This is a genomic window from Microbacterium sp. (assembly GCF_031988965.1).
GTDB lineage: Bacteria > Actinomycetota > Actinomycetes > Actinomycetales > Microbacteriaceae > Microbacterium.
Genome location: NZ_DALZXX010000057.1, coordinates 1 through 17,036, shown reverse-complemented (window position 1 = coordinate 17,036; position 17,036 = coordinate 1). Strand labels below are relative to the sequence as shown.

Genomic DNA, 17,036 nt, shown 5'->3' with positions numbered 1-17,036 from the left:
GCCCGCTCGCACGCCGCCTCGCCTCGCTCGCACCGGTCGTCCTCGACGCCGCCGAGGCCGGCGACGCGGTCGCGTCTCGAATCGTCCGCGAAGCGGTGCGGCTGCTCACCGGCTCGGCCGAATCTGCGACCTCGCTCTCGGTCGGAGTCGCCCTGCACGGCGGCTTGACCGATCACCCGTGGTTCCGCTCCGAGCTCGAGCGAGCGCTGGTCGCGGCAGGCCGCGCCCCCCTCCTGCCGCGGGGCGACGCCCTCGAAGGCGCCCGGCTCCTCGCCGAGCGCTCCGATCTCCCTCACGAAAGGTTCGTGCACCGTGCCGACTGAAGATCCGCGCCTGAACGCCCTCCTCGATGTGCTCTCGAGCCTCGGCACCGAAGCCTCGACCACCGACCGCGGCGATCTCGACCTGCTCGACACGACCGACCTCGTGCGCCGCATGAACGAGGAGGATCGGCGTGTGCCCGAGGCGGTCGCCGCGCGCGGGGCGGAGATCGCCGCCGCGGTCGACGGCATCACCGAGAGGTTCCGTCGCGGGGGACGCCTGATCTACATCGGAGCCGGCACCGCCGGGCGAGTGGGCGTGCTCGACGCGAGCGAGTGCCCACCGACCTTCGGCACCGATCCGTCGATGGTGGTGGGGCTGATCGCGGGCGGCGAAGCGGCCATCCGCTCGGCGGTCGAGAACGCCGAGGACGACGAGGATGCAGCAGGGATCGCTCTGCGCGAGCTCGATCTCTCCGCCCTCGACACAGTCGTGGGCATCTCGGCATCGGGGCGCACGCCGTACGTCGTCGGCGGGTTGCATGCTGCTCGTGAGAAGGGTGCGCTGACGATCGCGATCGCCTCGAACGCGGCATCGGAGATCGGAGCGATCGCCGACATCGCGATCGAGGTGGTGACCGGCCCGGAGTTCATCTCCGGCTCGACGCGGCTGAAGTCGGGCACGGCGCAGAAGCTGGTCGTGAACATGCTGACGACGCTGTCGATGATCAAGCTCGGCAAGACCCATCACGGCGTCATGGTCGACCTTCTCGCGACGAACGAGAAGCTCCACGCCCGATCGATCCGCACGGTCACCGAACTCACCGGGGCGGATGTGCCGACGGCGGCACGGGCGCTCGCCGAGGCCGACGGGTCGGTCAAGCTCGCGATCCTGATGCTGTCGACGGGTGCGTCGGCGGATGCGGCGAGGGAGGCACTGCGCGATGCCGACGGCATCCTCCGGGTCGCGATCGACGCGCTGACCCGCAGCTGAGATCGGCGCGTCGATCAGCGGAGCTCAGTGCGCGCCGCCGAGCTCGCTCATCGCGACGCCGGCGCCGATGAGCACGACGCCGATCGCCATGAGGACCGAGAAGTGGTCCTTGAAGATCACCCGGCCGAGGACCGCCGTGATCGCGACGCCGGCGGCGGCCCACACGCCATAGGCGACGCCCACCGGCATCCCCATCGCGAGGATCGTGCCGAGCAGGGTGAATGCCGCGAGGTATCCGACCACGATCACGGGGATCCAGCGTCTGCGACGCAAGCCCTCGGAGGCCCGCAGGCTGAGCGTCGCGGTGACCTCGCTCGCGATCGCGAGGGCGAGGAGGAGCCAGGTCACGATGCGACCTCTGCCGACGTCTCGCGGGTGTGGGATCCGAGCTCGACGAGCAGCACTCCGAGCACGATCGCACCGATGCCGATGATCTGCACCGGCCCCAGCAGCTCGCCGAACAGCACGGTTCCCATCACCGCGGTGAGCACGACACCGAACGCCGACCAGATGCCGTAGGCGACTCCCACCGCCATGCCGCGGTCGAGGACGACCGACAGCAGCCAGAGCGAAGAGGTGTATCCGATCACCACGGGAATCAGCCACAGCGGATGCGTGAAGCCCTCTGCGGCACGCAGCGAGAGCGTGGCGGTCACCTCGAGCGCGATCGCGATCAGCAGCGGTGGCCACGCCGATCGGCGGGGGCGGTCTGTCATCGGGGGCCTTTCGACGCTGGTCTGCGTGGGGGAGAACGCCTCGGACACTCGCACGATTCCCTGTCGCAGAGGTGAACGGCCGCCAGACCCGGCGATTTCGGAACCCCGCCGCGCGACGCGTACCCTGGATGACATCCCCCGAAGCTCACCCGGCAATCTCGCGCGCCGGCGACCTCGGCGCGCTCACACATGCAAGGACGCAGATGAACGTTATCGCCGCACCCCACGACGACTGGACCGCGAAAGAGGAGCTGGCCGAGCGGATGATCCCGCTGATCGGCACGCTCAAGCGCGAGCACGACGTCGTCACCTCGTTGCACGGCCACCGGCTGCTCGGCCTGACGGCCACCGGCATCGTCGAAGTGCACGATCGGGTCACGCAGCTCGGACACGAACAGCTCGCACTCGACGACACCCTCGCGGTGCTCGAAGCGGTCGCCGAGCTCGCCCCCGGTGCCTCGTCCCTCGACCTGGCACGCCTCGCCGAGGGACATGCAGACAGCGATCGCCCGCTCGACGCCTACCTCGCAGAGGCGCTCGCCCCCGCGATCGGTGCGGTGGCGGCCGAGCCCACCGATGTGGTGCTGTACGGTTTCGGCCGCATCGGCCGCCTGCTCGCACGCATCCTGATCGCGCACAACGGCGGAGGCAGCGGCCTGCGTCTGCGAGCGATCGTCGTACGCCGCGGGTCCGAGAACGATCTCGTCAAGCGCGCCTCGCTGCTGCTGCGCGACTCGGTGCACGGGCGCTTCGCAGGGTCGGTCACGGTCGACGAGGACGCCGAGCAGATCATCGCGAACGGCACGCGCATCCAGGTCATCTACTCCGACGACCCCTCGACCATCGACTACACCGCCTACGGCATCGACGATGCGATCGTCGTCGACAACACCGGTCGCTGGCGGGACGAGGCGGGGCTCAGCCGTCACCTCGAGTCCACCGGTGTCGCGCGCGTGCTGCTCACGGCTCCGGGCAAGGGCGCGCTGAAGAACATCGTGCACGGCATCAACGACAACAGCATCGCGCCCGACGACCGCATCATCACCGCGGCCTCCTGCACCACGAACGCGATCACCCCCGTGCTCAAGGCGATCGACGAGGCGTACGGCATCGTCCGAGGCCACGTCGAGACGGTGCACTCGTTCACCAACGACCAGAATCTGATCGACAACTTCCACAGCGGCGACCGCCGGGGGCGCTCGGCCGTGCTCAACATGGTGATCACCGAGACCGGGGCCGCGAAGGCCGTCGCCCGCGCGCTTCCCGAGCTCGAGGGCAAGCTCACCGGTTCCGCGATCCGCGTGCCCACTCCCGACGTGTCACTGGCCGTGCTGCACCTGAGCCTCGAGCGGCCCGCCGTGAAGGACGAGCTGAACGACTACCTGCGCCGCGTCTCGCTGCACTCGAAACTGCGCCAGCAGATCGACTACGTCGAGAGCCCCGAGGTCGTCTCCACGGACTTCGTCGGCTCGCACCGCGCCGGGATCGTCGACGGACTCGCGACCATCGCGAACGACCGGGACGTCGTGCTCTACGTCTGGTACGACAACGAGTACGGGTACTCGTGCCAGGTGATCCGCGTGCTCGAGGTCATGGCCGGCTCGCACCCGGTCGTCCTGCCGGAGCGGCGTGAGGTGACGCTGCACGGCTGAGGGCGGGTCGTCCTGTCGGCGCGTGTCGCCGGGGAGCGGCATGATGAGGGCATGAGGTCCGCATCCCTGCTGTCCGAGCGGCTGCGCTCGCATCGACTCACTGCTCCAGCGCGGTCGGTGACTGACGCCGCGTCGCACATGCTCGCCGTGCAGAGCCAGGACTTCACGGCCGGTCGGTGGGCTCTGGCATCGCGCACGCGCGGGGAGCCGACGCTGCGCGCGGTCGATCGCGCCTTCGGTCGGGGCGATCTCGTGCGGGCGTGGACCATGCGCGGCACTCTGCACATCATCCCTGCACGCGACCTCCGCTGGGTGCTGTCGGTGACGTCCGCACGGCAGCGGCAACAGGCGGCCGGCAGGCGGCGCGACCTCGGCATCGATGCGACGATGGTCGAGGCCGTCGCGGCGGCGGCCGTGCCGAGGCTGCGCGACGGAGGCCTCACGCGCGCCGAGATGTTCGAGGTCTTCGCGGGCATCGGCATCGAGCCGGGCGGGCAGCGCGGCATCCATCTGCTGAGCGAGCTGACACTCGACGGACTGATCTGCCAGGGCCCGGTGGTCGTGCGTGACGGCGTCAGCCGCGAGCAGCGCTTCGTGCTCGTCGAGCAGCACATCCGTGAGCATGCGGCACCGGACGATCCGCTCGCCGAGCTCTTCGTCCGCTACGTCGACGGACACGGTCCGGCCGAGGTCGCCGACTTCGCCTGGTGGTCGGGACTCACGCTCGGGCAGTCGCGGGAGGCACGGGACCGCGCAGCCGAGAGGGTCGTCGAGATCGAGCAGGGCATCTACGTCGCCGCGGTACGGCCCCGACGTGCGTCGGATGTGCGAGACGTGCTCGCGCTCGGCGCCTTCGACGAGTACTACATCTCCTACGCCGACCGCACGGCGGTCTGTGCTCCCGAGAACCTCGCCGCAGTCGGTCCGGGCAAGAACGGCATGGTGCGGGCGACCATCATCGCGGGCGGTCGCGTGATCGGATGCTGGACGCACGCGAGCGCCTCGCTGGGGTCTCCACCCGAGCTCTTCGATCACGATGGAGGCGACGGGCCGGCCGACGACGAAGCGGTGCGCGCGGCCCTCGCTCGCTTCACGCGCTTCCTCGACGGCTGACACCGCCCCGCGTCACTCGCTCGCGTGACGCCCGAGGAAGTTGTAGACCTCGTTGTCGTCGACGCCGGGGAAAGCGCCGCGGGGGAGCGGGGAGAACATGTGCGTGTGCACGCGCGCGCTCGGCCAGGCCCGGCCGTTCCAGCGCTCGGCGAGATCGGCCGAGGGGCGACGGCAGCACGCCTCGTCGGGGCACGTCGACACGGCCCGGTCGACGGTCTCGCGTCCGCGCCACCAGCGGGCGTCGTCGAACGGGACCCCCACCGTGATCGAGAACTCGCCGTCCGTCGAGGCGCCCGTCTGGGTCGAGCACCAGAACGTGCCCGAAGGGGTGTCGGTGTACTGGTGGTGCTCGGTCGTGCGGTTCTGCTGAGTGAAGGCGCCTCGAGCCTGGAACTTCCGGCAGACGCGCTGACCCTCGACGGCCCCCGTGACGTCCATCGGCAGGGGCAGATCGTCGTTCTCGTACACGCGGGTGATCGCTCCGGTGGCATCCACGCGGAGGAAGTGCAGAGACATGCCCACATGCTGTGTGAGCAGGTTGGTCATGCGCATCCCGGCCGCCTCGTGCGTCACTCCGAACGCGTCGCGGAAGTCCTCGACCGCGAGGTTCCGGTCTTTCTTCGCCTGCGCGAGGAAGGCGACGGAGGCGGTCTCGGGCATCAGGCAGCACGCGGCGTAGTAGTTGATCTCGAGCCGCTGCTGCAGGAAGTCGGCGTAGTCGGTGGGAGGGGTGTGACCGAGCAGGCGGTGCGCCATCGCCTGCAGCGCCATCGACCGCAGGCCGTGTCCGCCGGGGATCGAGGCCGGCGGCAGGTAGATGCGGCCGTTCTCCAGGTCGGTGACCGACCGGGTCGAGTGGGGCAGGTCGTTCACGTAGATCAGCTCGAAGCCGAGCTTCTCGGCCATGATGCTCACGGTGCGGTGGGTCAGGGCACCCTGCACGTGCCCGGCGGACCGGAGCTGCTTCTCGGCGAGCTTCTCGATGTCGGCGAGGTAGTTGTGCTGTGCGCGCATGCGCAGTCGCAGCTCGGTGTTCGCGCGACGGGCTTCTTCAGGGGTGGCGATCGCCTCGCGCTCGCGCCGCTGGAGCTCGCGGTGCAGGCCGAGCACCGACTCGATGGTCTCATCGCTCACGCCCTTGGTGACCCGCACCGGCGCGATGCCCAGCTGACGGAAGACCGGGCTCTCCTGCGCGCGTTCGAGTTCGATCTCGAGGGCGGCGCGCCGGTTCGGCGGCTCACCCGAGATGAGGTCGGTCACTTCGGTGCCGGTCGCCTGTGCGATCGCCTGCAGAAGCGAGAGCTTCGGTTCCCGCTTCCCGTTCTCGATCAGGCTCAACTGCGACCCGGCGACACCGACCGCCGCACCCAGCTCGTCGAGCGTGAAGCCCTTCTCCAGGCGGTGATGCCGGATGCGATGACCGAGGGTGGTGAGGTGGATGCCGCTGGTGACCATTCCTTGATGATATCGAAAGATTGCCGATTCTTAAGCAAGATATCACCCGAAAGTCTCGCGAGGATCGGGAGAAGATGGATCAAACGCCCCCTACTTCAAAGGAGCAGTCATGGCGATCGCCGAAGTCTTCACCCCTCGCACCTCATCCGTCGCACCGGTGCGCACGTTCGGAACGGCTCCGACGTATGACACCCCTGCGATGGCCGAGCTGGTGGCCTGGGTGGACGAGATCGCCGCACTCACGAAGCCCGCGTCGATCCACTGGGTCGACGGCTCGCGTGCCGAGAACGACTGGCTCCTGCGCGGACTCGTCGACGAGGGCAAGCTGATCAAGCTCAATCCCGAGTGGCGTCCCGGCTCCTACCTCGCACGCTCGCACCCCAGCGACGTCGCCCGCACCGAGGGGCGCACCTTCATCTCGTCCGAGAACGAAGAGGATGCCGGACCCACGAACAACTGGGCGCCGCCGGCCGAGATGCGCGAGAAGATGACCGACATCTTCGAGGGATCCATGCGCGGTCGCACGATGTTCGTCGTCCCGTTCTCGATGGGACCTGTCGGCGGCCCTCTGTCGCACATCGGCGTGCAGGTCACGGACAGCGCGTACGCGGTCGCATCCATCGGCATCATGACCCGCGTCGGCGACGCCGTCACGCGTCAGATCGCCGAGGGGGCGCCCTGGGTCAAGACGGTCCACTCGGTCGGTGCACCTCTCGCCGCCGGCGAGCCGGATGTCGAGTGGCCGTGCAACGACGACAAGTACATCGTGCACTTCCCCGAGACTCTCGAGGTCTACTCGTTCGGCTCCGGCTACGGCGGCAACGCGATCCTCGCCAAGAAGTGCTTCGCACTGCGCATCGCCTCGGTGATCGCGCGCGACGAGGGATGGCTCGCCGAGCACATGCTGCTCATCCGCGTCATCGATCCCGCGGGCAAGGCGTACCACGTCGCTGCGGCCTTCCCCTCGGCGTGCGGCAAGACGAACCTGGCCATGCTGCGGCCGACCATCCCCGGCTGGCGCGTCGAGACGCTCGGCGACGACATCGCATGGATCCGCCCGGGAGAAGACGGTCGCCTCTGGGCGATCAACCCCGAGGCCGGCTTCTTCGGCGTCGCGCCGGGCACCGGCGAGTCCACGAACGTCACCGCGGTCGAGACCCTGTGGGGCAACACGATCTTCACGAACGTGGCGCTCCGCCCCGACGGCGACGTCTGGTGGGAGGGGCTGACCGATCAGGCGCCCGCGCACCTGACCGACTGGGAGGGCAACGCCTGGACGCCTGACTCCGGTCGCCCTGCTGCCCACCCCAACTCCCGCTTCACGGTCTCGGCCGCGCAGTGCCCGCAGATCTCGGAGGACTGGGAAGCCGCGGTGCCGCTCGACGTCATCCTCTTCGGCGGGCGCCGCGCGACCAACGTGCCCCTCGTCGTCGAGGCGACCGACTGGACGCACGGCGTGTTCCTGGGATCGAACATCTCGTCCGAGCGCACGGCTGCGGCCGAGGGCACGGTCGGCGAGCTGCGCCGCGATCCGTTCGCGATGCTCCCGTTCTGCGGCTACAACATGGCCGACTACTTCGGTCACTGGCTGAGCGTCGGCCGCGGTCTGCGTTTCGACCGGGCGCCGCGCATCTTCCAGGTGAACTGGTTCCGTCGCGGTTCCGACGGACGGTTCCTGTGGCCCGGTTTCGGCGACAACTCGCGTGTCGTCGACTGGATCATCCGCCGCATCTCCGGCGAGGTCTCCACGGTCGACAGCCCCATCGGACGGCTGCCCATCGTCTCGGACCTCAACCTCGACGGCATCGACGTGCCGCAGGCCGATCTCGACGAGCTGTTCTCGGTCGATGCGGAGGCCTGGAAGACCGAGGCCGACCTCACCGAGGAGTTCTACGACACCTTCGGCGAGAAGGTCCCGGCTGCGCTCCGCGCCGAGCTGGCGTCGCTGCGCTACCGGCTCGACAAGGCCTGACCACCGGGGCCTGACACAGACCGGCGCCGGTTCGGGGGAGCCGGCGCCTCATCCCCTCCCAGACCCGCGAAGGCGGGAAGTCAGAGACGAACCCATGGCTGAGTGGTCTCCGGCATCCCGCCTTCGCGTACTTCGTGGTCGACCCGCAGGATCGATCAGGCGAGCAGCTGGTGACGTGCGAGGTCGCGATAGAGGGGCGTCGACTCCACGAGTTCGGCGTGCGTGCCCTGACCCACGACGGTGCCGTCCTGCAGCACGACGATGATGTCGCTGTCGACCACGGTCGACAGGCGGTGTGCGATCACCACGAGGGTGCGGTCGGTCGAGACCGCGTCGATGGCTTCGCGCATGCGCTGCTCGTTCACGCCGTCGAGCGACGACGTGGACTCGTCCAGCAGCAGGATCGGAGCGTCCGTGAGAAGAGCGCGGGCGATCGCGAGGCGCTGACGCTCGCCGCCCGACAGCATGACGCCGTCTTCACCGACCGGCGCCTGGAGTCCGAGCGGGTTGCGCTCGAGGACCTCGCCCAGGTTCACCGCCCGAAGCACGCGCTCGCACTGCTCGTCCGACGCGTCCGGCGATGCCAGGCGCAGGTTGTCGGCAAGTGTGCCCGCGAGGGTCGGAGCATCCTGCTCGACATAGCCGAACTGCGCACGGAGCTCGTCGCGCGGGAAGGTCCGGGAGTCGTGTCCGTTCACGCGGATCGACCCTCCGGTCGGGTCGTAGAAGCGCTCGATGAGCGAGAGGATCGTACTCTTGCCTGCGCCGCTCGGGCCGACCAGCGCCACCCGTGAGCCGCGGGGCACCGAGAACGAGACGCCGCGCAGCACCTCCACGCCCTGTGCAGCCGGAGCGGCATCCTCTGCTGATTCGAGATGCGCATCGGCGAGCAGGTTCCGCGCCTCCTTCGCCGCAGCCGCGCGGGCGGCCACGACGTTCGCCGGGTACTGGAAGCGCACGTGGCGGAACTCGATGGCTGGTGCGTTCGGAGAAGGAGCCTCGCGAGGCAGCGACGCCGCGATAGCCTCATCGCCCTCCGACTCCGTGGGCAGGTCGAGAACTTCCTGGATCCGACCGAGCGCACCGAGCGCCTGGTTCACCGAGGTGATGGCACCGAACGTCGTCGCCAGGGGCATCACGAGGAGGAACAGGAACATGATGAATGCGATCAGCGATGCGATCGTGATCGCGCCGGCGGCCACGCGGAAACCGCCGACACCGAGCACCACGAGAAGCGACAGCTGCAGCGCGATGCCCGAGACGGGCACCACCGCCGACGAGATCTTGGCGATGCGCACGCCGATGCCGTAGGCGTCGGATGCGAGCGCCGACACCGCGGTGGTCTCGCGCTCGGTGGCCCCTGACGCCCGGATGGTGCGGATCGATCCGACCGCGCGCTCCACGCCGGATGCCAACTCGCCCACCTTCTCTTGCTGGGCGGTGGATGCACTGCGGATGCGGCCGCTCAGCAGCACGACGACTGTGACGGAGACTCCGATCACCACGACGATCAGAAGCAGCAGCACGGGGTCGATCAGCAGCATCGCGATGAGCGCGCCGAGGAAGAGCACGGCACTGCCGACAGCATCTGCGAGTCCCTGGGTGAGCACCGCGTAGAGCAGGGTCGTGTCGGTGCCGACGCGAGAGACCAGGTCGCCGGTGCGTCGGGCATCGAACTCCGAGGTGGGCAGGTGCAGGATACGTGCGATCAGCTTGCGACGGCTCGAGTACACGACCGCGGTGCCGGTGCGCTGCAGCAGGTAGTGCTGGAAGCCGGAGATGATCGACGACACGACCACGAAGCCGACCAGCAGCCAGACCAGGATGCCGATCCCGGTGTCGCTCTGCACCGCCTCGATCACCTGGCCCACAAGAAGCGGCTGTACGAGCGATGTCGCAGCACCGACGACGCTGAGCACCGCGACGACGATCAACGTGCGCTTGTGCTCGAAGAGGAAGGGGAGGAGCTGGCGGAATGTGGCGCGCGGACCGTCCTGCTGCGCGCCGCGCCCGCGTCGGCGTGATGTCGCCGTGCTGGACATGCGGAACCTCGTTCTGAAAGGGGTAGTTCGACCGTACTTCGTGTCGGCCCGAATTCTGTGCATGGGCTGTGTTCCGCCCGCTCTCGAATCGCTCACTTTGCACATTTGAGCGAGCGAGAACTGCACAGTGAGCGATTCGAAGGGTGGCGGGGTCGCTGACAGACTGGGCGGATGCTGGCTGCACCGAAACTCGTCCCCGGCGACAGGGTCGCCGTTCTCTCGCCTGCCTTCGCCGCTCCGGCGGTGGCTCCGGAGCTCCATGACCAGGCGATGCGCAGACTCACGGAGCTGACAGGTCTGATCCCGGTCGAGTACCCGACCACACGTCAGCTCGGCGCGAGTCCCGAGGCGCGCGCCGCCGACGTCAACGCCGCGTTCGCCGATCCTGAGATCCGTGCGATCGTCGCGACCATCGGCGGCGACGATCAGATCCTCGTCGTGCCGCACCTCGACCCGACGCTCGCGCTCGCCGATCCCAAGCCCTTCCTCGGCTACAGCGACAACACCAACATCCTGAACTGGCTGTGGAGCCTCAGCATCCGCGGCTACTACGGCGGTTCGACCGCCGTGCATCTGGGACCCGGACCCGCCATCGACGATGTGCACCTGCGATCGCTGCGCGCGGCCCTGCTCGACGGCGGCGAGATCGAGATCACGGAACCCGGCGAGTCCGAGGACGTCGGACGCCGGTGGGAGGACCCTCGCGCCCTCGCCGAGTACGGCGATCGGATCGGCACGCCGGAGTGGACGTGGGCCGGGCCCGCGGTGCGCGTCGAGGGCCGGACATGGGGTGGATGCCTCGAGGTGATCGATCAGCTCGCCCTCGCCGACCGGCTGCCGGACCCGGAGACGCTGCGCGACAACATCCTGCTGCTGGAGACCAGCGAGGAACGTCCGGCCGCGAGCTGGGTCGCCCGGTGGGTGCGCGGGCTCGGTGAACGAGGGATCCTCGACGCGGTGGCCGGGGTCGTCGTGGCGCGCCCGCCGGTCAGCGACTTCGAGTTCCATCCTTCGGCGGAGGAGGCCGACACGCTGCGCGCAGCGCAGCGGGATGTCGTGATCGAGACGGTCGCACGATACAACCCCGAGGCGGTCATCTGCGTGGGCGTGCCCTTCGGCCACACGCGGCCGCAGTGGATCGTTCCCTACGGCGGGACGATGGTGCTCGACGGGGCGGCGCGCACGGTCACCGCCTCGTACTGACCGGAAAGACGAAGGGCGACACCTCGCGAGGAGGTGCCGCCCTTCGTGGTCGTCAGGGAGTCAGAGTTCGACGGCCGCCGCGACTCCGAGGTCCTCCTCGTAGTCGTTGTCCTTCGTCTCCTTCGACAGGATCAGTGCGATGAACGTCAGGACGCCCATGGCCGACAGGTAGAGGCCGACCAGCCACGGAGCGCCGCCGCCGAGCTCCCACAGCCACAGGGCGATGATCGGTGCGACGGCAGCGCCGAGGATCGACGAGACGTTGTACGCGATCGCGGATCCCGTGTATCGCACGTTCGTGGGGAAGAGCTCCGGAAGCAGCGCGCCCATGGGACCGAACGTCGCCCCCATGAGCATGAAGCCGAACACGAGGAACGCCTGTGCGAGAGCGCCCGTGAACTTCGGGTCCATCGCCGGGAGCAGGAAGGTGTTGAAGGTGAGACCGAACACGATGATGAGTCCGGTCACCCACAGCAGCAGCTTGCGGCGTCCGATCGCGTCCGCGATCGGCCCGGAGAGCAGGGTGAAGATGCCGAAGAACACGACGCCCACGATCTGCATCAGCACGAAGTCGGTGTAGCCGAAGCCGAGGCCGGGATAGAACTGCGCAGCGAAGGCCGAGGCGTCGAAGTCCTTGCCCGTGGCCTCGGCTGCGGCCTGTGCGGCCGCGGAGGCCGTCTCGAGCGTGGCCGGCTTCGTGCCGTAGGCGAGCGTGAAGTTCGTCATCAGGTAGAAGAGCACGTACGTCGCCAGCATGATGAACGTGCCGAGGATCAGCTGCTTCCAGTGGTGGCGGAACACCGTGGCGAGGGGCAGCTTGCGGATCGCGCCCTTCTTCTCGGCCTTCTTGAACGTGTCGGACTCGACGAGCTTGAGACGCACCCACAGGCCGATGATGACCATCACGGCCGAGAACAGGAACGGGATGCGCCAGCCCCACGACAGGAACGCCTCGGACTTGAGCGCCGGGTTCTCGGCGTGCGGCAGCAGCCAGTTGATGCCGAGGAACAGGAAGTTCGCGATGATGAAGCCGAGCGGCGCTCCCAGCTGCGGGAAGGTGCCGTACCAGGCGCGCTTGCCCGCCGGCGCGTTCTCCGTGGCGACCAGAGCCGCCCCCGACCACTCGCCACCGAGGGCGAAGCCCTGAGCCAGACGCAGGATGAGCAGCAGCAGAGCGGCCCACCAGCCGATCTGCTGGAACGTGGGGAGCAGGCCGATGATGAAGGTCGCGATTCCCATCGTGAGCAGCGATGCCACGAGGGTGGCCTTGCGGCCGAACTTGTCGCCGAAGTGGCCGAACACCACGGCGCCGATCGGCCGGGCGACCATCGCTGCGCCGAAGACGGCGAACGACGAGAGCAGCGACGTCGTGTCGTTGCCGGTCGGGAAGAACAGCACCGGGAAGACGAGGACGGCCGCGGTCGCATACGCGTAGAAGTCGTAGAACTCGATCGTGGTGCCGACGAGGCTCGCCGTGATGACGCGCGAGCGCGGATTCGCGGGCGCTGTGGTCGTACTCATGCTGCTCCTTAGCTCTGTGGCCCGGTATACCAAGGCACCGGGAGATCTTACGCCTTCCTGAGCGTTTGCTGTGTACGTGTGACGTCAGGGAGAAGTGCGTGCGTAGAGTCGGACGCGACTCCGATGCCCACCCGAGACGGGGAAGACCGTGACGACGACTCTGCTGCTGATCGCCGACACTCACGTGCCCGCGCGTGCCAGGCGACTGCCCGAGGCGGTGCTGCGCGCGGTCGACGAGGCCGACATCGTCGTGCACGCGGGGGATTGGATCGATGTGGCGACGCTCGACCTGCTCGAATCGCGGGCGCGGGTGCTGCATGGCGTCCACGGAAACAACGACGGACCGGCGCTTCGCGAGCGGCTGCCCGAGATCGCCCGGTTCACGGTCGAGGACGTCGAGGTCGCCGTGATCCATGAGACCGGAGCGAAGCAGCGGCGCGAGGAGCGCATGGACGCGGACTTCCCGGGTGTGGATCTGCTCGTCTTCGGGCACTCGCACATCCCCTGGGACACGGTCGCGTCGTCGGGGATGCGGCTGCTGAACCCGGGATCACCCACCGATCGTCGCCGTCAGCCGGTGTGCACGATGATGACCGTCGTGATCGACGGAGGGCGGATCGATGCCGCGCTGGTGCCGATCGAGTGACGCGCGCAGCTCGCCGAGCCGCCGTCACCCCTCGCGGCGCAGCATGGCGAGGAACTCGCCGTATCGACTGAGGAAAGCGCGCTCATCGAGGCGCTTGCGGCGCAGCCACGAGGTCACCTCGTCGTTGCGCTTGCTCGCATTGCACGACCCGCACGCGGGAACCACGTTCTCGACGGTGTAGCGCCCGCCCCGGGAGATCGGCATCACGCAGTCGCGCTGCATCGCGATTCCCGTCGCCCCGCAGTAGGCGCACCCACCCCACGCATCCTGCAGCGAGATCCACTGCTCGGCGGTGAGGTCGTTGTCCACCCGCGCCAGGCGACCCTGGCGACGCTTGGCGTACCGCGCCCGCGCGGCGGGTGTGGGAGTGGAGAACCTTCGGCGCGGCACACCCACACGCTACTGCGTCGGTGCCGCGCCCCGACGGCTATTCCTCGGTGTCGCCCAGGTCCAGCGCGGCGACGAACTCGGCCGTCGGTGCGAGCAGGTGCTCGAGCTCCAGCACGACGAGCCTGTTGGTGCCCGACGTCGTCGCGGGCGCGGGCACGTAGAGCGTGCGCGTCGGTCCGTTGCGCCAGTAACGCCCGAGGAAGAATCCGTTCACGAACGCGTAGCCCTTGCTCCACGACGTGGTGTCGAGGAACAGGTCGGCAGGCGAGTCGAGGTCGATCTCTGCGGTCCAGGCGGAGGGGCCGGTCGTCTCATCGGATGCATCCGCAGGCCCCGCCGCGATGCTCGCTGCGATCGCCGCGACATCGAGCGGGGTCGAACGCCAGCCCGTCAGCGCCTCGCCGTCGAGGGAGACGTCTCCGACGAGTCCCTTCTCCTCGCCGAGCCGGTGGTCGTAGTTCACCCGCCCCAGCTCTTCGACGAGGATGCTGAGGGTCCCTCCCGCGGGGATGCTCAGCGCGCGGTCGTGACGCGTGCGCGACAGCGTGCCGATGCGCTGGCCGTCGACGCTCACCCACGCGAGATCGCGCACCTCGTCGAGGACGAGCCGGCCACCCCGACCCTCGGGGAGCTCGACGTCGTAGCGCACGAGAGCACTGAGGTGCTCGAGCCGGTCGAACGTCGTGGGCGACTCCGTGGTGGCGGCGCTCGCCGCGGCATCCGTCCACGCACCCGCGGGGGCGAGGGGCACGGAGAACGTGGGAGCCTGATCGACGGCAGTCGGAAGGTCGTCGGGAACCGGCGCGTACTTGGCGATCACGTCGCGGAACGCGAAGAACTTGGCTGTCGGGTTGCCGGCCTCGTCGAGGGGCGCGTCGTAGTCGTACGACGTGACGATGGGCAGGTAGCGGCCCTTGTGGTTCGCGCCGTTCGTGAGCCCGAAGTTCGTGCCGCCGTGGAACATGTAGATGTTCACCGAGGCGCCGGCGGCCAGCAGCTCGTCGAGGTCGGCCGCGGCCGCGGCGACATCGGTCGTGTGGTGCACGCCGCCCCACCAGTCGAACCATCCGTCCCAGAACTCGGAGCACATGAGCGGGCCGGTGGGCTGGTGAGCACGCAGCGTGGCCAGTCGTTCGGCACTGCGGGAGCCGAATGAGCCGGTCTTGTGCAGGGTCGGCAGGCTGCCGTCGGCGAGCATCTGATCGGTGGGCTGGTCGACCGTGGTGAGCGGCACGGTGATCCCGGCCTCACGGGTGAGCGCGACGAGCGCCTCGAGGTAGGCCTTGTCGGAGCCGTAGGCGCCGTACTCGTTCTCGATCTGCACCAGCACGACGCGACCACCGCGGTCGATCTGTCGGGGCGCGACGATCTCGTACACGCGACGGAGGTAGGCGCTGATGTCCTCGAGGAACGCGGGATCCGAGGAGCGCAGCGGGCGGTCGCCGGCCGTGAGCCAGTTCGGCAGCCCGCCGTTGTGCCACTCGGCACAGATATAGGGACCGGGGCGGACGATCGCGTCCATGCCCTCAGCCTGGATCAGATCGAGGAAGCGACCCAGATCGTGGGCGCCGGTCGCGTCCCACTCGCCGCGACGCGGTTCGTGCGCGTTCCAGGCGACGTAGGTCTCGATCGTGTTGAGCCCCATCTGGCGGGCCTTGCGGATGCGGTCCTGCCACTGGTCCGGGTGCACCCGGAAGTAGTGGATGGCTCCGGAGATCACCTGGTGCGGCTGACCGGCGCGGAGGAAGTCGGACTCGCCGATGGAGAAGGAGGTCACGATGGAGTGCTTTCGATGGGGGAGGTCGCGTCAGCCCTCGACGGAGCGAGGGCTGACGCGACCAGACGTGCGATTACTTGTTGACGGCGAAGCCCTGCTCGTTGCCGTACTGCTCGAGCGCGTCCTGCCAGGACACGAGGCCCTCGTTCAGGTCGGTGCCGTTCTGGTACGACTGGCCCACGGTGTCGCCGAAGATGCTGTTCGCGTACACCTGGTAGGGCAGGTAGCCCCAGCCCTCGACGACCTCGTCCGCGGCAGCGGCGAGGACCTCGTTGATCTTCTGGCCGCCGAAGTACTCGGGTGCGTCGGCGAGGAATTCCTCGCTCGACAGCTCGGCCGTGGTCGACGGGAATCCGCCCGACTCGAGGAAGATCGAGATGCTCTCCTCCGAGTTGTTCAGCCACCACAGGAAGCCGGCCGCGAGTGCCGGGTTCTTGCTCTGCTTCGTCACGGCCTGGCCGCCGCCGCCGTTCTCTGCGGTCGCCGGGGTGCCGTCATAGGTCGGCATCGGGGCGACGCGCCAGTCTCCGGCTCCGTCGGGTGCGCCGGAGATCAGGTTTCCGGGCATCCAGGCGCCGATCACGAGGGTCGCGAGGCTGCCGTCGCCGAGTGCGCGGAACCACTCGTCGCTCCAGCTGTTGTACGGGGCGAGCAGGTCCTCCTCGACGAGGCGGTTCCAGTTCTCGGTCCACTTCTTCGAGCCGTCGTCCTGCAGGTCGATCGTGACGTCGGTGCCCGAGGTCTCGAACGGCTTGCCGCCGGCCTGCCAGATCATCGACGTCGCGAAGCCGGCGTCGCCCGTGTCGTTGGTGATGTAGGCGTTCGGGTTGGCGGCGTGGATGGCCTTCGCTGCCTCGTAGTACTCGTCCCAGGTGGTGGGAACGGCCACGCCGGCGGCGTCGAAGACGGCCTTGTTGTAGAAGAGGGCCATGGGGCCCGAGTCCTGCGGCAGACCGTAGATCGCGTCACCGTCGGTGACGGAGTTCCACGTCGAGGCGGTGTAGTCGTCCTCGAAGTCGGCGAAGCCGTACTGCGAGAGGTCGACGAACGCGTCGGTGAGGGAGAACTGCGGGAGCGCGTAGTACTCGATCTGCACGACGTCGGGTCCGCCCGAGCCGGCCTTGATGGCGTTCTGCAGCTTGGTGTACTCCTCGTTGTTGGTGCCCGCGTTGACCACGTTCACCTTGACGTTCGGGTACTCCTTCTCGAACGCCTCGACCTGAGCCTCGGCGGACGGGGTCCACGACCAGTACGTGATCTCGCCACCGGCCTCGAGCGCTGCCTCGACCGAGTCG

Annotated in this window: 14 protein-coding genes and 1 pseudogene; 7 read left to right on the top strand and 8 right to left on the bottom strand. The window is 68.7% G+C overall.

Annotated elements, in window-relative coordinates; translation table 11 throughout:
- Both RTM68_RS10885 and murQ read left to right on the top strand, forming a co-directional pair.
- Positions 1 to 323: pseudogene (locus RTM68_RS10885) on the top strand (ATPase); the annotation flags it as partial.
- Positions 313 to 1,254 carry an N-acetylmuramic acid 6-phosphate etherase gene (gene murQ / locus RTM68_RS10880; RefSeq protein ID WP_312170739.1) on the top strand — a complete coding sequence of 314 codons (942 nt, stop codon included), beginning with the start codon at positions 313 to 315 and terminating at the stop codon, positions 1,252 to 1,254. The pseudogene RTM68_RS10885 and the gene murQ, both read left to right, overlap by 11 nt.
- Before the next feature lie 24 nt (positions 1,255 to 1,278).
- Here the strand turns inward: murQ and RTM68_RS10875 are convergent, their stop codons facing one another.
- Positions 1,279 to 1,602 carry an SMR family transporter gene (locus tag RTM68_RS10875; protein WP_312170737.1) on the bottom strand — a complete coding sequence of 108 codons (324 nt, stop codon included), beginning with the start codon at positions 1,600 to 1,602 and terminating at the stop codon, positions 1,279 to 1,281.
- Entirely contained in the window at positions 1,599 to 1,970 is a 372-nt protein-coding gene (locus RTM68_RS10870; protein ID WP_312170735.1) for a multidrug efflux SMR transporter, read from the bottom strand. Before RTM68_RS10870 ends, RTM68_RS10875 begins: the two co-directional genes overlap by 4 nt.
- A 203-nt stretch (positions 1,971 to 2,173) precedes the next feature.
- Between RTM68_RS10870 and RTM68_RS10865 the strand changes: the two genes are divergently transcribed.
- Complete coding sequence (locus tag RTM68_RS10865) at positions 2,174 to 3,622, top strand: glyceraldehyde-3-phosphate dehydrogenase (protein ID WP_312170733.1); 1,449 nt, start codon at positions 2,174 to 2,176, stop codon at positions 3,620 to 3,622.
- Positions 3,623 to 3,673: 51 nt separating this feature from the next.
- Complete coding sequence (locus tag RTM68_RS10860) at positions 3,674 to 4,735, top strand: winged helix DNA-binding domain-containing protein (protein WP_312170731.1); 1,062 nt, start codon at positions 3,674 to 3,676, stop codon at positions 4,733 to 4,735.
- A 12-nt stretch (positions 4,736 to 4,747) separates the two neighbouring features.
- On the opposite strand, the gene RTM68_RS10855 is transcribed toward RTM68_RS10860, so the two are convergent.
- A complete protein-coding gene (locus RTM68_RS10855; RefSeq protein ID WP_194765154.1) occupies positions 4,748 to 6,190 on the bottom strand; it encodes an XRE family transcriptional regulator in 1,443 nt (480 codons plus the stop codon).
- A 109-nt stretch (positions 6,191 to 6,299) separates the two neighbouring features.
- Between RTM68_RS10855 and RTM68_RS10850 the strand changes: the two genes are divergently transcribed.
- The gene (locus tag RTM68_RS10850; RefSeq protein WP_312170728.1) at positions 6,300 to 8,162 is read left to right on the top strand and encodes a phosphoenolpyruvate carboxykinase (GTP); all 1,863 of its coding nucleotides are present in this window, start codon (positions 6,300 to 6,302) and stop codon (positions 8,160 to 8,162) included.
- Positions 8,163 to 8,317: 155 nt separating this feature from the next.
- Here the strand turns inward: RTM68_RS10850 and RTM68_RS10845 are convergent, their stop codons facing one another.
- Positions 8,318 to 10,204 carry an ABC transporter ATP-binding protein gene (locus RTM68_RS10845; RefSeq protein ID WP_312170726.1) on the bottom strand — a complete coding sequence of 629 codons (1,887 nt, stop codon included), beginning with the start codon at positions 10,202 to 10,204 and terminating at the stop codon, positions 8,318 to 8,320.
- Between the two features lie 171 nt (positions 10,205 to 10,375).
- On the opposite strand from RTM68_RS10845, the gene RTM68_RS10840 reads away from it, so the two are divergent.
- Complete coding sequence (locus RTM68_RS10840) at positions 10,376 to 11,407, top strand: LD-carboxypeptidase (RefSeq protein ID WP_312170724.1); 1,032 nt, start codon at positions 10,376 to 10,378, stop codon at positions 11,405 to 11,407.
- A gap of 60 nt (positions 11,408 to 11,467) precedes the next feature.
- On the opposite strand, the gene RTM68_RS10835 is transcribed toward RTM68_RS10840, so the two are convergent.
- Complete coding sequence (locus RTM68_RS10835; RefSeq protein WP_312170723.1) at positions 11,468 to 12,928, bottom strand: MFS transporter; 1,461 nt, start codon at positions 12,926 to 12,928, stop codon at positions 11,468 to 11,470.
- Positions 12,929 to 13,076: 148 nt separating this feature from the next.
- Here RTM68_RS10835 and RTM68_RS10830 point away from each other — a divergent pair, with 148 nt between their 5' ends.
- Positions 13,077 to 13,574, top strand: coding sequence for a metallophosphoesterase (locus RTM68_RS10830; RefSeq protein WP_312170721.1), 498 nt, complete (start codon positions 13,077 to 13,079; stop codon positions 13,572 to 13,574).
- Positions 13,575 to 13,598: 24 nt separating this feature from the next.
- Here RTM68_RS10830 and RTM68_RS10825 read toward each other — a convergent pair whose 3' ends face one another.
- The 3 genes from RTM68_RS10825 to RTM68_RS10815 all read right to left on the bottom strand — a co-directional run.
- Positions 13,599 to 13,964 (bottom strand): HNH endonuclease signature motif containing protein, encoded by a 366-nt coding sequence (locus tag RTM68_RS10825; RefSeq protein WP_312170720.1) that lies wholly within the window; start codon positions 13,962 to 13,964, stop codon positions 13,599 to 13,601.
- 37 nt (positions 13,965 to 14,001) lie between these two features.
- Complete coding sequence (locus tag RTM68_RS10820) at positions 14,002 to 15,741, bottom strand: beta-galactosidase (protein WP_312170719.1); 1,740 nt, start codon at positions 15,739 to 15,741, stop codon at positions 14,002 to 14,004.
- Positions 15,742 to 15,814: 73 nt separating this feature from the next.
- The coding region (locus RTM68_RS10815; RefSeq protein ID WP_312170718.1) for a sugar ABC transporter substrate-binding protein at positions 15,815 to 17,036 on the bottom strand (1,222 nt) is incomplete at its 5' end.